This window comes from Neobacillus cucumis, from assembly GCF_023715505.1.
The window spans coordinates 1-14474 of sequence record NZ_JAMBOH010000022.1 but is presented as its reverse complement, the minus strand read 5'-3'; the positions used below and the strand labels follow the sequence as shown (position 1 = coordinate 14474).

12 protein-coding genes, 1 rRNA gene and 1 other annotated feature are annotated in these 14474 nt (G+C 40.5%); all 13 genes read right to left on the bottom strand.

Annotated features, from left to right (window positions below):
- Position 1: 1 nt before the first annotated feature.
- The 13 genes from cysS to rrf all read right to left on the bottom strand — a co-directional run bounded on the left by cysS (position 2) and on the right by rrf (position 14454).
- Entirely contained in the window at positions 2-1399 is a 1398-nt protein-coding gene (gene cysS / locus M3226_RS23145) for a cysteine--tRNA ligase (protein ID WP_251571033.1), read from the bottom strand.
- A complete protein-coding gene (cysE, locus tag M3226_RS23140; protein ID WP_251571088.1) occupies positions 1380-2054 on the bottom strand; it encodes a serine O-acetyltransferase in 675 nt (224 codons plus the stop codon). Before cysE ends, cysS begins: the two co-directional genes overlap by 20 nt.
- Positions 2055-2103: 49 nt before the next feature.
- Positions 2104-2362 (bottom strand) — a binding site (T-box leader).
- A gap of 111 nt (positions 2363-2473) precedes the next feature.
- On the bottom strand, positions 2474-3931 hold the full coding sequence (gene gltX / locus M3226_RS23135; protein ID WP_251571032.1) for a glutamate--tRNA ligase: 1458 nt from the start codon (positions 3929-3931) through the stop codon (positions 2474-2476).
- Positions 3932-4218: 287 nt separating this feature from the next.
- Positions 4219-4701, bottom strand: a complete 483-nt coding sequence (ispF, locus tag M3226_RS23130; RefSeq protein ID WP_251571031.1) for a 2-C-methyl-D-erythritol 2,4-cyclodiphosphate synthase — start codon at positions 4699-4701, stop codon at positions 4219-4221.
- A 135-nt stretch (positions 4702-4836) separates the two neighbouring features.
- The gene (gene ispD / locus M3226_RS23125) at positions 4837-5541 is read right to left on the bottom strand and encodes a 2-C-methyl-D-erythritol 4-phosphate cytidylyltransferase (RefSeq protein ID WP_251571030.1); all 705 of its coding nucleotides are present in this window, start codon (positions 5539-5541) and stop codon (positions 4837-4839) included.
- A 78-nt stretch (positions 5542-5619) separates the two neighbouring features.
- Positions 5620-6708, bottom strand: coding sequence for a PIN/TRAM domain-containing protein (locus M3226_RS23120; protein WP_251571029.1), 1089 nt, complete (start codon positions 6706-6708; stop codon positions 5620-5622).
- 203 nt (positions 6709-6911) lie between these two features.
- A complete protein-coding gene (disA, locus tag M3226_RS23115) occupies positions 6912-7985 on the bottom strand; it encodes a DNA integrity scanning diadenylate cyclase DisA (protein ID WP_251571028.1) in 1074 nt (357 codons plus the stop codon).
- A gap of 3 nt (positions 7986-7988) precedes the next feature.
- On the bottom strand, positions 7989-9371 hold the full coding sequence (gene radA / locus M3226_RS23110; RefSeq protein ID WP_251571087.1) for a DNA repair protein RadA: 1383 nt from the start codon (positions 9369-9371) through the stop codon (positions 7989-7991).
- 153 nt (positions 9372-9524) lie between these two features.
- Positions 9525-11966, bottom strand: coding sequence for an ATP-dependent protease ATP-binding subunit ClpC (gene clpC / locus M3226_RS23105; RefSeq protein ID WP_251571027.1), 2442 nt, complete (start codon positions 11964-11966; stop codon positions 9525-9527).
- A 17-nt stretch (positions 11967-11983) separates the two neighbouring features.
- Positions 11984-13054, bottom strand: a complete 1071-nt coding sequence (locus M3226_RS23100) for a protein arginine kinase (RefSeq protein ID WP_251571026.1) — start codon at positions 13052-13054, stop codon at positions 11984-11986.
- Position 13055: 1 nt separating this feature from the next.
- On the bottom strand, positions 13056-13604 hold the full coding sequence (locus tag M3226_RS23095) for a UvrB/UvrC motif-containing protein (RefSeq protein WP_251571025.1): 549 nt from the start codon (positions 13602-13604) through the stop codon (positions 13056-13058).
- A 27-nt stretch (positions 13605-13631) separates the two neighbouring features.
- Positions 13632-14093, bottom strand: a complete 462-nt coding sequence (locus tag M3226_RS23090) for a CtsR family transcriptional regulator (protein WP_251571024.1) — start codon at positions 14091-14093, stop codon at positions 13632-13634.
- Between the two features lie 244 nt (positions 14094-14337).
- A 5S ribosomal RNA gene (rrf, locus tag M3226_RS23085) occupies positions 14338-14454 on the bottom strand.
- Positions 14455-14474: the final 20 nt, after the last annotated feature.

Below are 14474 nucleotides of genomic sequence, written 5' to 3'. Positions count from 1 at the left end.
ATTAGCCTCTTTTCCACCTTGTACCTTGGGGTGTGTCCTCTAAAATAATATTCATTTCTTTTAATTGATCGCGAATTTGATCTGACAATTGGAAATTTCGTTCTCTCCGTGCCTGGTTCCGCTTTTCAATCAGCGCATCAATTTCTTCATCTAGCATTTCTTCACTTTCAAGCGTTAATCCTAATACCCCGAATAACTCTTCAAATTTATTTGTAAAAGCCTCAATCACTTCAACAGCCGTATTTTTTTCTAGAAGATAATAATTCGCTAATTTAGATAGGTCAAATAGAACTGAAATGGCTAAAGCTGTATTAAAGTCATCATCCATCGCCTCAATAAATTGTTCATGCAAGACAGTCAGCTTATCCAGCCACTCTTGATTATGGTCAGTTAAATCGGTACTTGCCTCTTTTCGATGGTTTAAATTTTGATAAGAGGTTGTTAATCGTTCAAACGCAGCCTTTGTACTTTCTAATAATTCTTCACTGTAATTAATAGGATTCCGATAATGCACTGACAGCATAAAGAACCGCAATACTTGTGGATTATGTCTTTTGATAATGTCATGAACAAGGACAAAGTTCCCAAGTGACTTTGACATTTTTTCGTTATCGATATTAATATAACCATTATGCATCCAGTACCTAGAGAATAATTTACCTGAAAGAGCTTCTGATTGAGCAATCTCGTTTTCATGATGGGGGAATGTTAAATCCTGTCCGCCAGCATGGATATCAATCGTTTCACCAAGGTACTTCTTTGCCATTGCTGAGCATTCAATATGCCAGCCTGGGCGTCCTAGTCCCCAAGGGCTTTCCCAATAGATTTCCCCTTCTTTAGCCGCTTTCCAAAGGGCAAAGTCTAAGTCATCTTCTTTCCTATCACCCACCTCGATTCTAGCACCTACTTGGAGGTCATTAATTGATTGATGTGAAAGTTTTCCGTATTCATCAAAGCTTCTGGTACGGAAATATACATCCCCTTCTGATTCGTAAGCAAAGCCCTTATCTACTAACCGGCTGATGAAATCGATAATGATGTCCATATTCTCCATTACGCGAGGATGGACATCCGCCTTTTGGCAGCCTAATGCTGAAACATCTTCAAAGTAGGCATCGATAAAACGATTTGCAATGGTCGGAACATCCTCCCCAAGCTGATTAGCTGCGCGAATTAATTTATCATCGACGTCTGTAAAGTTTGAAACATATTTCACATCAAAGCCTCGGTATTCCAAGTATCGCCGTACAGTATCAAAAACGATGGCCGGACGGGCATTTCCTATATGAATATAATTATAGACAGTTGGACCGCAGACATACATTTTTACCTTTCCTTCTTCCAGTGGAACGAAGGTTTCTTTTTTTCTAGATAATGTATTATATATTTGAATGGCCATTGACTTTTGTCCTTTCATTTCTTAATTCTTGAAGCTCTTGTCTTAACAGATATACTTCACTTTCCATCTCACGAATACGGTCAGCGACTGGATCAGGAAGATCACAATGATTTAAATCTTTTACTTTTGGTATCCGGACGCCATCTTGAATGACTACCCTTCCTGGTATCCCGACTACGGTTGAGTTGGGCGGCACCTCTTTTAATACAACCGAACCGCCGCCAATTTTAGAATTTTCACCAATTGTAATAGCGCCCAGCACCTTAGCACCAGTCGATATAAGGACATTATCCTTAATGGTCGGATGGCGTTTCCCCTTTTCTTTCCCTGTCCCGCCAAGTGTAACACCTTGGTATATAGTTACATTATCCCCAATTTCACAGGTTTCCCCTATGACAACCCCCATACCATGGTCAATAAAAAATTTTCTGCCTATTTTTGCCCCGGGATGAATTTCAATTCCGGTAAAGAAACGGCTTACTTGTGAAATCACACGTGCAGGGAAATATAATTTTCGCTTGAAGAGTGCATGTGCAATCCGATGTGCCCAAATGGCATGTAAACCTGAATATGTCAAAACAACTTCTAAAGTGCTCCGCGCCGCAGGATCTTGTTCAAAAACAACCTCAATGTCCTCCCTCATCTTTTTGAACATCGCTCTTCCCCCTTTGTTTTTATATATAAAAAGCGCCCCTGTCGCAATCGACAGAGACGCATAATACGTGGTTCCACTCTGATTAGGCCTCACCCTAGCTAACTCCCAAGTTGATAGGAATTCGGGCAAAAAAAGACCTCACTCTACTTGTTAACGGATTGCTCCGCCCAGATCTACTCGAGTTGACTCCTTTCGAAATGGGGCTCAGAGGTGCATTTCAAAAAATGGGAGGCTTAAACCACTTTCAGCCGGTGATGGTTCTCTCTTTAAAGCGTCATTTTTTTACTTTTCCTCTTCTTCGCTTTGGCTTATATGATTAGGATTCTAACATTGGACCTCGATAACTGTCCAGCTTCAGCATCCAGCGGGTACTTCCGCTTTTCTTATTTCTTTTACTATATTACATTTTCTTTATCTTGTTAACTAATAATTTTATTAATTCTGTTTTGAACTTTAGCTTTCCCCAATAATTCGATTGCCTGAGGCAGGTCTGGCCCATGTGTTTGACCTGTTACAGCCGCACGGATCGGCATAAACAGGTTTTTCCCCTTTTGACCAGTGGATTTTTGGACGGCCTTCATGGCTGCTTTGATTCCATCTGCGCGGAAGCTGTCAAGTTGGTCAAGTTCATGAGAAAAGGCCCTTAATACTTCAGGGACCGTTTCACCCATTAAGACTTCCTTTGCATCTTCTTCATAAACTGCATCATCCTGGAAGAACATATCAGACAATTCTACGATTTCAGCACCAAAGCTCATTTTTTCCTGTAAAAGAGCAACTAGACTCCGAGCCCATTGATGTTCCTCATCTGTTAAACTTTCACTTAGACGGCCTGCTTTAATTAGGTGCGGCAAAGCAAGCTCCAACGCGCGATCAACCTCAATTTTTTTCATGTATTGATTGTTCATCCATGTTAGCTTTTGCTGGTCAAATAATGCAGGTGATTTTGAGAGGCGATTCGCATCAAAAATCTCGATAAATTCCTCTTTAGAGTATAGTTCCTCTTCACCCGCAGGTGACCATCCCAATAGCGTAATAAAATTAAATAATGCTTCTGGAAGATATCCTAGTTCCTCATATTGTTCAATAAATTGAATAATCGACTCATCACGCTTACTCAATTTTTTCCGGCTTTCATTTACAATAAGGGTCATATGTCCAAAAACAGGCGGCTCCCAGCCTAATGCATCATAAACCATTAACTGTTTTGGCGTATTTGAAATATGGTCATCACCACGGAGTACATGGCTAATTTGCATTAGGTGATCATCGATAGCAACCGCAAAGTTATAGGTTGGGGTTCCATCCTTTTTGACCATGACCCAGTCACCCATACCTTCAGATTCGAACGAAACTGCCCCTTTGACCATATCGTCAAATGTATAGGTTTTACCTTCTGGTACAGCAATCCGAAGACTTGGCTGTCTGCCTTCTGCTTGTAATTGACGGCGCTGCTCTTCTGTTAAGTGGCGGCATTTACCAGAGTAGTGAGGAGTTTCGCCTCTCTCGGTTTGTGCTTCACGTTCTGCTTCAAGCTCTTCTTCCGTACAATAGCATTTATACGCATGGCCGGTTTCTAATAACTGATTATAGTAAGTTTCATAAATATCATTTCTTTCTGATTGGCGGTAAGGACCGTACTCGCCGCCGACATCAACGCTTTCATCCCAATCCATTCCGAGCCATTTTAAATATTTTAATTGGCTTTCTTCACCGCCTGCGATATTGCGTTTCTTATCGGTATCCTCTATCCGGATAATAAATTTACCGCCTTTATTCCGAGCAAATAAATAATTAAATAGTGCAGTACGGGCGTTCCCAATATGTAAATGTCCCGTTGGACTTGGAGCATACCTTACACGAACTTCATTTGACATAATAATGCCTCCATCTAGAAAAGCGGAAGCGCCTTGCTCAGGGGCGATATAGGGAGATTTAACGACTGGCAAGCATAGCGAAGCCAGAGTTTAGTCTCCCTTAATGCGTACAGAAGGCTATAGCTTTCTGTAGCCAAGCTTAAGACGAGCCGGCGGGAAGGTTGTTCTTTAACCTTTTCGACGGATTGGCTTAAGACCTCGAGCCCCTAGGCGCTGGAGCTAGACCATTTTTCTATTTATTATAATTTACCGATATATTTTACCATTGTGATTTGTATCTATAAAGTCTAACCATTAACCTTTTTTAATAAAACAACTGCTTGAGAGGCAATCCCCTCGCCTCTGCCGGTAAATCCCAGTTTTTCTGTTGTAGTGGCTTTTACATTTATTTGGTCTGGCGCCACCTCTAATAATTCAGCAATCCGCGCCCGCATCTGCTCAATATATGGAGCCATTTTAGGCTTTTGAGCAATAATCGTACAGTCGGCATTAACCAACTCATATCCTCTTTCTTTGACTAGCTGCCATACATGTTCGGTAAGCTTGGCCGAGTCGGCATCTTTAAAATTAGGGTCTGTATCAGGGAAGTGTTTGCCAATATCACCTTCGCCAATCGCCCCAAGACATGCATCACAAACGGTATGTAATAAAACATCTGCATCAGAATGTCCCAAGAGCCCTTTTTCATACGGGATTGTAATGCCGCCGATGATTAGCGGACGCCCTTCTGTTAATTGGTGTACATCAAAGCCCTGTCCAATTCGAAACATCAGTAAAACTCCTTTGTTTTATAAATAAACTTAATTCTTTGAACATCGATCCCTGTCCAGCTTCAGCGCTTAGGGACTCGGGGTCATAAGCCAATCCGCCAGGAAGGATAAATGCCGCCTTCTTTGCGGCTCGTCTTATGCCTGTCGCCCGTGCTCAAGGCGCTTCCGCTTTTCAAGTATCGCCTCTGCAAAGTATAAATCCTCGGGTGTTGTCAGCTTAATATTATCGTAATCCCCTTCGACAATGGAAACAGGGAAATTTAAACGTTCCACTAAACTAGCATCATCCGTTCCGAGAAATTTGTCCTCTTCTGCTTTTTGATAAGCCTTCTTAAGTAAGGAAATGCGAAAAGCTTGTGGGGTTTGAACAGCCCACAAGCTAGAACGTTCGACAGTTTCCACTACCACACCATCTTTTTGTTTTTTCATAGTGTCTTTGGCCGGAACGCCCATAATCGCAGCGCCTGTTTCTTCTGCTTTTTGTGTTAAGCGGTGGATATGGACCTTTTGAATAAATGGTCGAGCTGCATCATGTACAAGAATTATACCATCTGCTTCGACTGTTTTAAGAGCATTGAATATACTGTGTTGACGTTCGTCCCCACCCGGTACCAAATCAGAAACTTTCCCGATTTGGCACTTTTGAAGCAGCCTATTAATTTCCTTATAATCCTGAGGATGTATGGCTAATATTACTCCATCACAGGCTTCATCCTCTTCAAATACTTTTAAGGTATGGACCAGAATTGGCAGCCCATTAAGCTCTAATAAAAGTTTATTTTTCCCCGCCCTCATTCTTTTTCCCAGACCAGCAGCCGGGATAATGACTTGGTAAGTCATAAAAATACCTCTCTATCTGTCGCATCTTAGAAAAAATGTACTGCTTTTTTCCCTAATCAAAGCGCATCTGCTTTCTCTCTAAAGTGCTTTTTCTAGCAATTTTGGTTTGGCAAATATCATCCGGCCAGCAGAGGTTTGAAGAACACTTGTAACTAGAACTTCAATTCTCTTACCAATATATTCTCTTCCTTCTTCAACAACAATCATTGTTCCGTCATCTAAATAGGCAACACCTTGATGGTATTCTTTGCCATCTTTAATCACTTGAACGGTCAATTCCTCCCCAGGAAGGACAACTGGTTTCACTGCATTTGCCAAGTCATTAATATTTAATACAGAGACATTCTGTAATTCGCATACTTTATTTAAATTAAAATCATTAGTTACAAGGATCCCATTGGTTAATTTTGCGAGTTTCACGAGTTTTGAGTCAACCTCACTAATCTCATCAAAATCACCTTCATAGATTTCCACCTTAATGGATAGTTCTTTTTGAATGCGATTTAATATATCTAAGCCCCTGCGGCCGCGATTTCGTTTTAATACATCAGAGGAATCTGCGATATGTTGTAATTCCTCAAGAACAAACTGCGGAATAACAATTGTTCCTTCCAAAAAGCCAGTCTGACAAATATCAGCAACCCGGCCATCAATAATCACACTTGTATCTAATATTTTCAATTCTTTGCCGGCTTTGGGGTCTACCTCTTCTTCACCGGATTTTTTCTTGTTACTCCGATTTCCAAACAAACCTAAAAGTTCATCACGCTTTTTAAAACCAACTTGAAAGCCAAGATACCCAAATAATAAAGTCAATAGGATTGGTGCAACTGCATTTAAAATCGGCACCTGTACAGCATTAAGAGCAAAACTAATTAAAAAGGCAACAAATAAACCGAAAATTAATCCGACACTGCCAAATAGTACATCTGTTACAGGAATCTTAACTAAAGAATCCTCTGTCCATTTAATAAAATTAAAGACATAATCTACTGCCCAAAAGGTAATAAGGTAAAAAATAATAGCACCTATAATAGCAGTAACATATGAATTATTAATCAGTGGAATGTCATTGATATGAAGTAATTTGAACAATTCCGGCAGTAAAAGTATTCCCAGCGTACCCCCAATAATGAGGAAGCATGCCTGCACAATTCTTTTTAACATTCCTTCACCTCCTCTAATTCATTATAAACATATTCTTAAAATTGAAACGTCGATTTTGTGATTATTTTTCCTAACTGTAATCTTTTTGAAATAAATTTGTTTTGTAAAATTCTTACTCTCCATAGGGTATCATTGGAAATTTTCTCTGTCAAACAAATTGGGGCTGCACATTTTAGCATACATGTTTTTTTATTTCAATCATTTTATAAATGACGGTCCGTATATAGCCGCTCTTTAATTAACTTAAAGCCCTCTTTAATTTTTTTTGCTCGTACTTCCCCGATCCCCTCAACATCGTCAAGCTCTTCAACGGTAGCTGTAATTATTTTGGCCAGATCCCCAAAACTTGTGATTAAGTTCTCAATGATAATCGAAGGCAATCTCGGAATCTTATGCAATATCCGATAACCACGCGGAAATTTATTTTCATCAAGATGGACATAGCCTAGGTAGCCCATTAATTTCAACAAGACCATATCCTCAATAGTGCCGGTATTTGCCAATGACTGCATCCGCTGAAGTACATCCCGTGCTTGGATTTCCCGTTCGTTAGCATAATCTTTAATGATCAGCATAACTTCTTCTTCAAGGTCTATTAGAATCTCATTCATTTGCAGCCGAATCAGCCTTCCCTCTGTCCCCAGCTCATGTAAAAAGGTTAATAATTCATTTTTAATTTTCAATACCATTTCAAACCGATGAAGAACTAGTAAAAAGTCGTTATAGGTAACCGATTCTTCAAATTCTAATATACTTAAATTTGTGATGCTCTGTTCAAGTACAACTTTATATTTTTCAAGTGTCTGTATAGCTTGATTCGCCTTTGTTAACATGACACCAATATCTTTTAATGAATAACGAAAGTTCCCCTGATAAAGGGTAATCACGTTTCTTCTTTGAGAAATAGCAATTACCAGTGCTTTCGTTTGTTTGGCAACTCTTTCTGCTGTCCGGTGCCGCATTCCGGTTTCCGATGAAGGTATCTCGGCGTTAGGTGCCAGCTGGGCATTTGCAAATAAAATTTTGTTGCCTGCCTCATTTAAAATGATGGCACCATCCATTTTGGCAAGTTCATATAAAAAGCTGGGGGAAAAAGGGCAATTAATTGAAAAACCGCCATCGACAATGCTTTTTACTTTTTCGTTATAACCTATCACAATCAGACCGCCGGTATTGGCTCTTAATACATTATCAATTCCCTCTCGAAGCGGGGTGCCAGGGGCAATTAACTGTAATACATCGCTTATAGTAACCTCACCATGCTTCTTATTTTCCATCTGCTACCCTCCTAACGCTGCCTGCAGTGCCTCACCGACAGAGGAAACACCGATAAGTTTAATACCCTTTGGGCCCGTCCAGCCGCTTAAATTATTGGCTGGTAGAATCACGCGCTCAAAGCCTAACTTTGCCGCTTCCTGAACGCGCTGCTCTATTCTTGACACCCTTCTTACCTCACCTGTCAAACCTACTTCACCGATAATACAGTCGGTTGGGTTTGTCGGGCGGTCTCTAAAACTGGAAGCAATGCTTACCGCAACGGCTAAATCAATCGCCGGTTCATCTAACTTTACTCCTCCGGCTACTTTTAAGTAGGCATCCTGGTTGGCAAGAAGCATTCCAACCCGCTTTTCTAAGACCGCCATTAAAAGCGGCACTCGATTATGGTCGATTCCAGTCGCCATTCTTCGTGGATTTCCAAAACTCGTAGGTGAAATAAGTGCCTGTATCTCGACCAGAACCGGGCGTGTCCCTTCCATTGAAGCGACAACCGTCGAACCTGCTGCTCCGCGGGACCGCTCTTCCAAGAAGATTTCCGATGGATTTTCTACTTCCTCGAGTCCAAATTCTTTCATTTCAAAAATGCCCATTTCGTTTGTGGAACCAAAACGGTTTTTAACTGCTCTTAGGATTCGGTAAGTATGGTGTCTTTCCCCTTCAAAATAAAGCACCGTATCGACCATATGTTCCAATAGTCTTGGTCCAGCGATGGAACCTTCCTTGGTCACATGACCAACAATAAAAATGGCAATCCCTTTGGTTTTTCCAATCCTCATCAATTCTGCGGTACATTCTCGTACTTGCGAAACACTCCCTGGTGCTGAAGTTACTTCTGGATGAAAAACCGTCTGAATAGAGTCAATAATGACAAAGCTTGGATTCTCTCCGTCAATCGTTCGGCTTATCTCCTCAAGATTAGTTTCCGAATAGACTAACAAATTTTCAGACGAAATTCCCAGTCGTTCTGCGCGAAGCTTCGTCTGTCTTAATGATTCTTCACCAGATATGTATAGAACCGAATTCCCATTATTCGCAAGTTGTGAAGACACCTGCAGAAGAAGTGTAGATTTTCCAATCCCCGGGTCGCCGCCAATTAAAACTAACGAGCCCTTAACAACTCCACCGCCCAAAACACGGTTAAGTTCATTTAAATCGGTCAAAATTCTCGGTTCATTCTCCATTTCAATAGCATTAATTTTCATTGGTTTTGTAAGTAGATTTGAACCTGGCTGTGCATGAGCAAACGCTCCTCTTCTTTGAGCCCCTGTTATTTCTACTTCCTCGACCATCTTATTCCATTGTCCACAGCCTGGGCATTTTCCCATCCATTTTGGAGATTCATAGCCGCATTCTTGGCAGATGAACTTTGTTTTTCTTTTCACCATTACCTTCAAACCTTTCCTAACCATCATGCACTATTTGTTCCTATGATGGCGGTTATTTAAAAATGAAAAAAGAGGTACACGGGTTGACTTTATTCACGTGTACCTCTTGCATGTGTTGTTAGACACTTAAAATTATTCGTTAGCCGTGTAATTCTATTTTGCTAAGCTTGTTTTTTCTGCCATTCTAACAACGAACTCACCATCAACTACATCAATTATAGCATGCTGACCTGTTAATAATGTTCCTTTTAATAATTCTTCAGAGAGACGATCTTCAATATGCTTTTGAATAGCACGGCGCAGTGGTCTTGCACCATACTCTGGATCGTAACCTTCCTGAGTGATCTTCTCTTTTGCTGCAAGGGTTAATTCTAACGAAATATTTTGCTCTTTTAATCGTTTTACCAGCTGATCAGATAATAGAGTCACAATTTCTTCAAGATGCTTTTTCTCTAAAGCATGGAAGACAATAATTTCATCAATACGGTTCAAGAATTCCGGACGGAAGGCTTTTTTCAGTTCATCCATTACCTTGCCCTTCATATCTTTATAATCCTGTGCTCCGTCTTGAATATTGAAGCCCACATACTTATTTCGTTTTAAAGCTTCCGCTCCGACGTTGGAGGTCATAATGAGTACAGTATTTCGGAAATCAACAGTTCTTCCCTTTGAATCTGTTAAGCGGCCATCTTCAAGAACTTGCAGCAAGATATTGAAGACATCTGGATGTGCTTTTTCAATTTCATCCAGCAAGATAACAGAGTATGGTTTTCTGCGAACCTTCTCTGTTAGTTGGCCGCCTTCTTCATAACCAACATATCCTGGAGGAGATCCGACAAGGCGGGATGTGGAGTGTTTCTCCATATACTCCGACATATCAATTCGAATCATCGAATCCTCATCACCAAACATGGCTTCCGCAAGGGCACGGGCTAATTCCGTTTTCCCTACTCCAGTAGGACCAAGGAATACAAATGAACCAATTGGACGTTTTGGATCCTTTAATCCTGCTCTCGCACGGCGAACTGCCTTAGAAACAGCTATAACCGCTTCCTCTTGCCCAATAACACGGGAGTGTAAGGCTTCTTCTAAATTCAATAATTTCGCCGTTTCAGTTTCCGCAAGCTTAGAGACCGGTACACCCGTCCAGCTTGAGACAACACTGGCAATATCCTCTACCGTCACTTCATTATTTTCTTTACCTTGTTTTTCTTTCCAAGTTTTCTTTGTTTCTTCTAACTGTTCACGGAGGCGCTGCTCTGTATCTCTTAACGAAGCAGCTTTTTCAAATTCTTGACTTTGAACAGCTGAATCCTTTTCTTTTCTAACGTCCTCAAGTTTAACCTCTAACTCTTTTAAATTTGGAGGCGTTGTATAGGAACGAAGTCTTACCTTTGAACCGGCTTCATCAATTAAATCAATAGCTTTGTCAGGCAGGAATCGGTCAGAGATATAACGGTCCGATAACTTAACTGCTGCTTCAATTGCTTCATCCGTGATTGAAACGCGGTGATGGGCCTCATAACGGTCACGTAAGCCTGCTAAAATTTGAATCGATTCCTCAGCAGTTGGTTCATCTACCCGAATCGGCTGAAAACGTCGTTCAAGGGCAGCATCTTTTTCAATATACTTACGATATTCATCTAGTGTAGTGGCACCAATACATTGAAGTTCTCCACGTGCGAGCGATGGCTTTAAGATGTTAGAAGCATCAATTGCCCCTTCTGCTCCACCTGCACCAATTAAGGTATGAAGTTCGTCAATAAAGAGAATAATGTTTCCGGCTTGGCGGATTTCATCCATCACTTTTTTCAGACGGTCCTCAAATTCACCACGATATTTAGTACCAGCAACTACAGTTCCCATATCAAGTGTCATCACACGCTTATCACGAAGGATCTCTGGTACTTCATTGTTGACAATTTGTTGGGCAAGCCCTTCCGCAATGGCGGTTTTACCTACACCGGGCTCCCCAATCAACACAGGGTTATTTTTTGTTCTACGGCTTAATACCTCAATAACACGTTGAATTTCTTTACTGCGGCCAATGACTGGATCCAGGCTGCCTTCACGGGCAATCGCTGTTAAGTCTCTTGCAAGGCTATCAAGTGTAGGTGTATTGGCACTCGCAGACGCACCGCCTTGGTGTGAGCCCGATTCATTACTGCCTAATAGTTGTAATACCTGCTGACGAGCCTTATTTAAGCTGACACCAAGATTATTTAATACCCTTGCTGCCACCCCTTCTCCTTCACGGATTAAACCGAGAAGAATATGCTCAGTTCCCACATAGGAGTGTCCTAATTTTCGAGCTTCATCCATTGATAGTTCAATAACCTTTTTAGCTCTCGGAGTATAGTGTATGGTTTGAGAAGTTTCCTGTCCTTTACCGATTAAATTTTCCACTTCTTTTTGAATCTTTTCTGAACCTAACCCAAGTCCATAAAGTGCTTTTGCGGCAATCCCTTCACCTTCGCGTACAAGCCCCAATAAAACATGCTCAGTTCCAATGTTATTATGACCAAGACGAATCGCTTCCTCTTGTGCTAGTGCTAGTACCTTTTGTGCTCTTTCAGTAAATCGTCCAAACATCATATCCTCTTCCTCCTCACCTATTTTTCATTCTCCAATTTTATACGATCCCTAATTAATGCGGCTCTTCGGATATCCCTTTCATGCGGTCGTAATGGACCGCCCGCATATTGCTGAAGAAAACCCGGCTGGGTTAAAATCATTAATTCATTTAGAATCGTCTTCGACATATTTTTTATATACCCCATATCTATACCAAGCCGAACATCCGATAAGCAGCGGGCTGCTTCCTTTGATTCAATAATCCGGCTATTAGATAACACCCCTAATGAGCGGAACACCCTGTCTTCTAATTGTATGTTAGAAGTTTTGCGTAATGCTTCACGAGCAGACCTTTCTTGTGAAATTAGCTGACTGGCTACTCCTTTTAAATCACGGCTGATATCTTCTTCTGATTTCCCAAGGGTGATCTGATTGGAAATTTGAAAGATATTCCCCAATGCCTCACTGCCCTCTCCATATATCCCTCTGACGACAAGTCCTAACTGGTGGATAGCAGGAATAATTCGATTAATTTGCTGCGTTAAAATTAACCCAGGCAGATGCATCATTACAGATGCTCTGAGACCCGTTCCAACATTGGTTGGACAACTAGTTAAATAACCGTACTTTTCATCAAATGCATAATGGATATGATTTTCAAGCCAATCATCTATTTCATTCGCAGCTTGTAAGGCTTCTGCTATTTGCAGACCTGGAAATAAACACTGAATTCGAATATGGTCCTCTTCATTTAACATAATACTAACTTCTTCATTTTCGGTTAACAGAACCGCGCCATATGGAGAATCCTCTGCCAATAATGGACTAATTAAATGCTTTTCTACTAAAACCCGTTTCTGAAGAGGCTGCATTTCATCCATTTTCAAAAGTTCCATGTTTCCGTAGTTCTCAACAGGAGAGTTATAAAGAATATCCTCCATTGTATCAATTATAACTTTTGCTTCTTCATGTGAAAAAACAGTCGGGAAATTATAAGCTTCAAAATTTCGTGCTAGACGGATCCTGGAACTAAGAACAATATCGGAATCCGGTCCTTCCTCGCTCATCCAAGAGCTGACGGCTTGATTAAAAAATCGTTCAAGCGACACGCTATTCCCCTCCTTCTTCGTTTCCAGCTAATTGTTTCTCTAATCTTCTGACTTGATCGCGAATTTCTGCTGCTTTTTCAAATTCTTCATGGTTGATGGCTTCTCTTAACTCCATTTTCAGCTCTTCAAGCTGTTTACGAAGTTGAAACTCTCCACCAATTCTTTTCGGAATTTTACCATTATGAGTCCAGTTTCCACTGTGCAGACGCCGTAAAACTGGCTTTAACTGATCTTTAAACGTCTCATAGCAATGAGCACAGCCAAAACGGCCTACCTTTAGAAACTGTGGAAAAGTCATCGAACAATCCTGACATTGAAGGATTTCCTCTTGTTGAAACGGACTTTGGCTCGGCTTTTGAAAAGTTGGGTCAATATTTAATAAACCGGCCAAAAGATTATTAAAGGCAAATCCTGTTTCTCCATTTAAGATAAACATTTCACCTTTTTCCTGAGCACACTTCTCACAAAGATGAACTTCTGTTTTTTCACCATTAATAATTTTAGTAAAGTGAAGTGCTGCAGGCCTTTGGTTACATTCCTGACAAATCATCTAAATTCACCTCTTTAGGCTGCACAATTATTTATATTTTAAGGAAGTTAACATTGCTTTTAACATTCTTGCTCTTAATTCATCGCGAAATGGAAGATCAATATATAATACAGAACGATCAATGACACTTAGCATGATTTTAGCCTCTCGTTTTGTAATGACCTCCTCTTGAACAAGTCTTATGATAACGTCTTCAGCACTCGTTTGACTTATTCGATTGTTGAAAAGGGAAAGCAAATGGTCAATTAAATGGGCTAAGTCGTGGGATTGGACCTTCATTATCCGAATATATCCACCGCCGCCCCGTTTACTTTCAACAATATATCCTCTTTCAATCGTAAAACGGGTATTTATAACATAGTTTATTTGTGAAGGAACACATTGAAATTTATCAGCAATTTCGCTTCTTTTAATCTCTACAAGGTCTTCTTCACTCATTTCTAAAACCTGCTTCAGATACTTTTCAATAATATCGGAGATGTTTCTCATCTTCCCACCTCCCATCTTCTGACTTTGACTATCTTTGACTTTGATTATACTGAAAATTTTTTGAAGATGCAACGATTCACTACTACAGATTTTCTCCAAATTTCACGGTTGTGAAACCTAGAAAGCCCAGAAAATAAGCTTTATATAATTCGACTATTTTCGTAATTACTGACTTCTATACGGAATAATAGAACTTAAAGATAAATATACAAAAAAAAGACAACCGTCTAAGGTTGTCTTTTTTGCCTGGCAATGTCCTACTCTCACAGGGACTCGCGTCCCAACTACCATCGGCGCTGAGAAGCTTAACTTCCGTGTTCGGTATGGGAACGGGTGTGACCTTCTCGCCTTAATTACCAGACTATAAAATTAGAGAGATCG

Bases quoted from the DNA above. Each gene is read 5' to 3' on its own strand.
- cysS (WP_251571033.1), bottom strand. From the start codon at position 1,399: ATGGCCATTCAAATATATAATACATTATCTAGAAAAAAAGAAACCTTC.
- cysE (WP_251571088.1), bottom strand. From the start codon at position 2,054: ATGTTCAAAAAGATGAGGGAGGACATTGAGGTTGTTTTTGAACAAGAT.
- gltX (WP_251571032.1), bottom strand. From the start codon at position 3,931: ATGTCAAATGAAGTTCGTGTAAGGTATGCTCCAAGTCCAACGGGACAT.
- ispF (WP_251571031.1), bottom strand. From the start codon at position 4,701: ATGTTTCGAATTGGACAGGGCTTTGATGTACACCAATTAACAGAAGGG.
- ispD (WP_251571030.1), bottom strand. From the start codon at position 5,541: ATGACTTACCAAGTCATTATCCCGGCTGCTGGTCTGGGAAAAAGAATG.
- M3226_RS23120 (WP_251571029.1), bottom strand. From the start codon at position 6,708: ATGTTAAAAAGAATTGTGCAGGCATGCTTCCTCATTATTGGGGGTACG.
- disA (WP_251571028.1), bottom strand. From the start codon at position 7,985: ATGGAAAATAAGAAGCATGGTGAGGTTACTATAAGCGATGTATTACAG.
- radA (WP_251571087.1), bottom strand. From the start codon at position 9,371: ATGGTGAAAAGAAAAACAAAGTTCATCTGCCAAGAATGCGGCTATGAA.
- clpC (WP_251571027.1), bottom strand. From the start codon at position 11,966: ATGATGTTTGGACGATTTACTGAAAGAGCACAAAAGGTACTAGCACTA.
- M3226_RS23095 (WP_251571025.1), bottom strand. From the start codon at position 13,604: ATGATTTGTCAGGAATGTAACCAAAGGCCTGCAGCACTTCACTTTACT.
- M3226_RS23090 (WP_251571024.1), bottom strand. From the start codon at position 14,093: ATGAGAAACATCTCCGATATTATTGAAAAGTATCTGAAGCAGGTTTTA.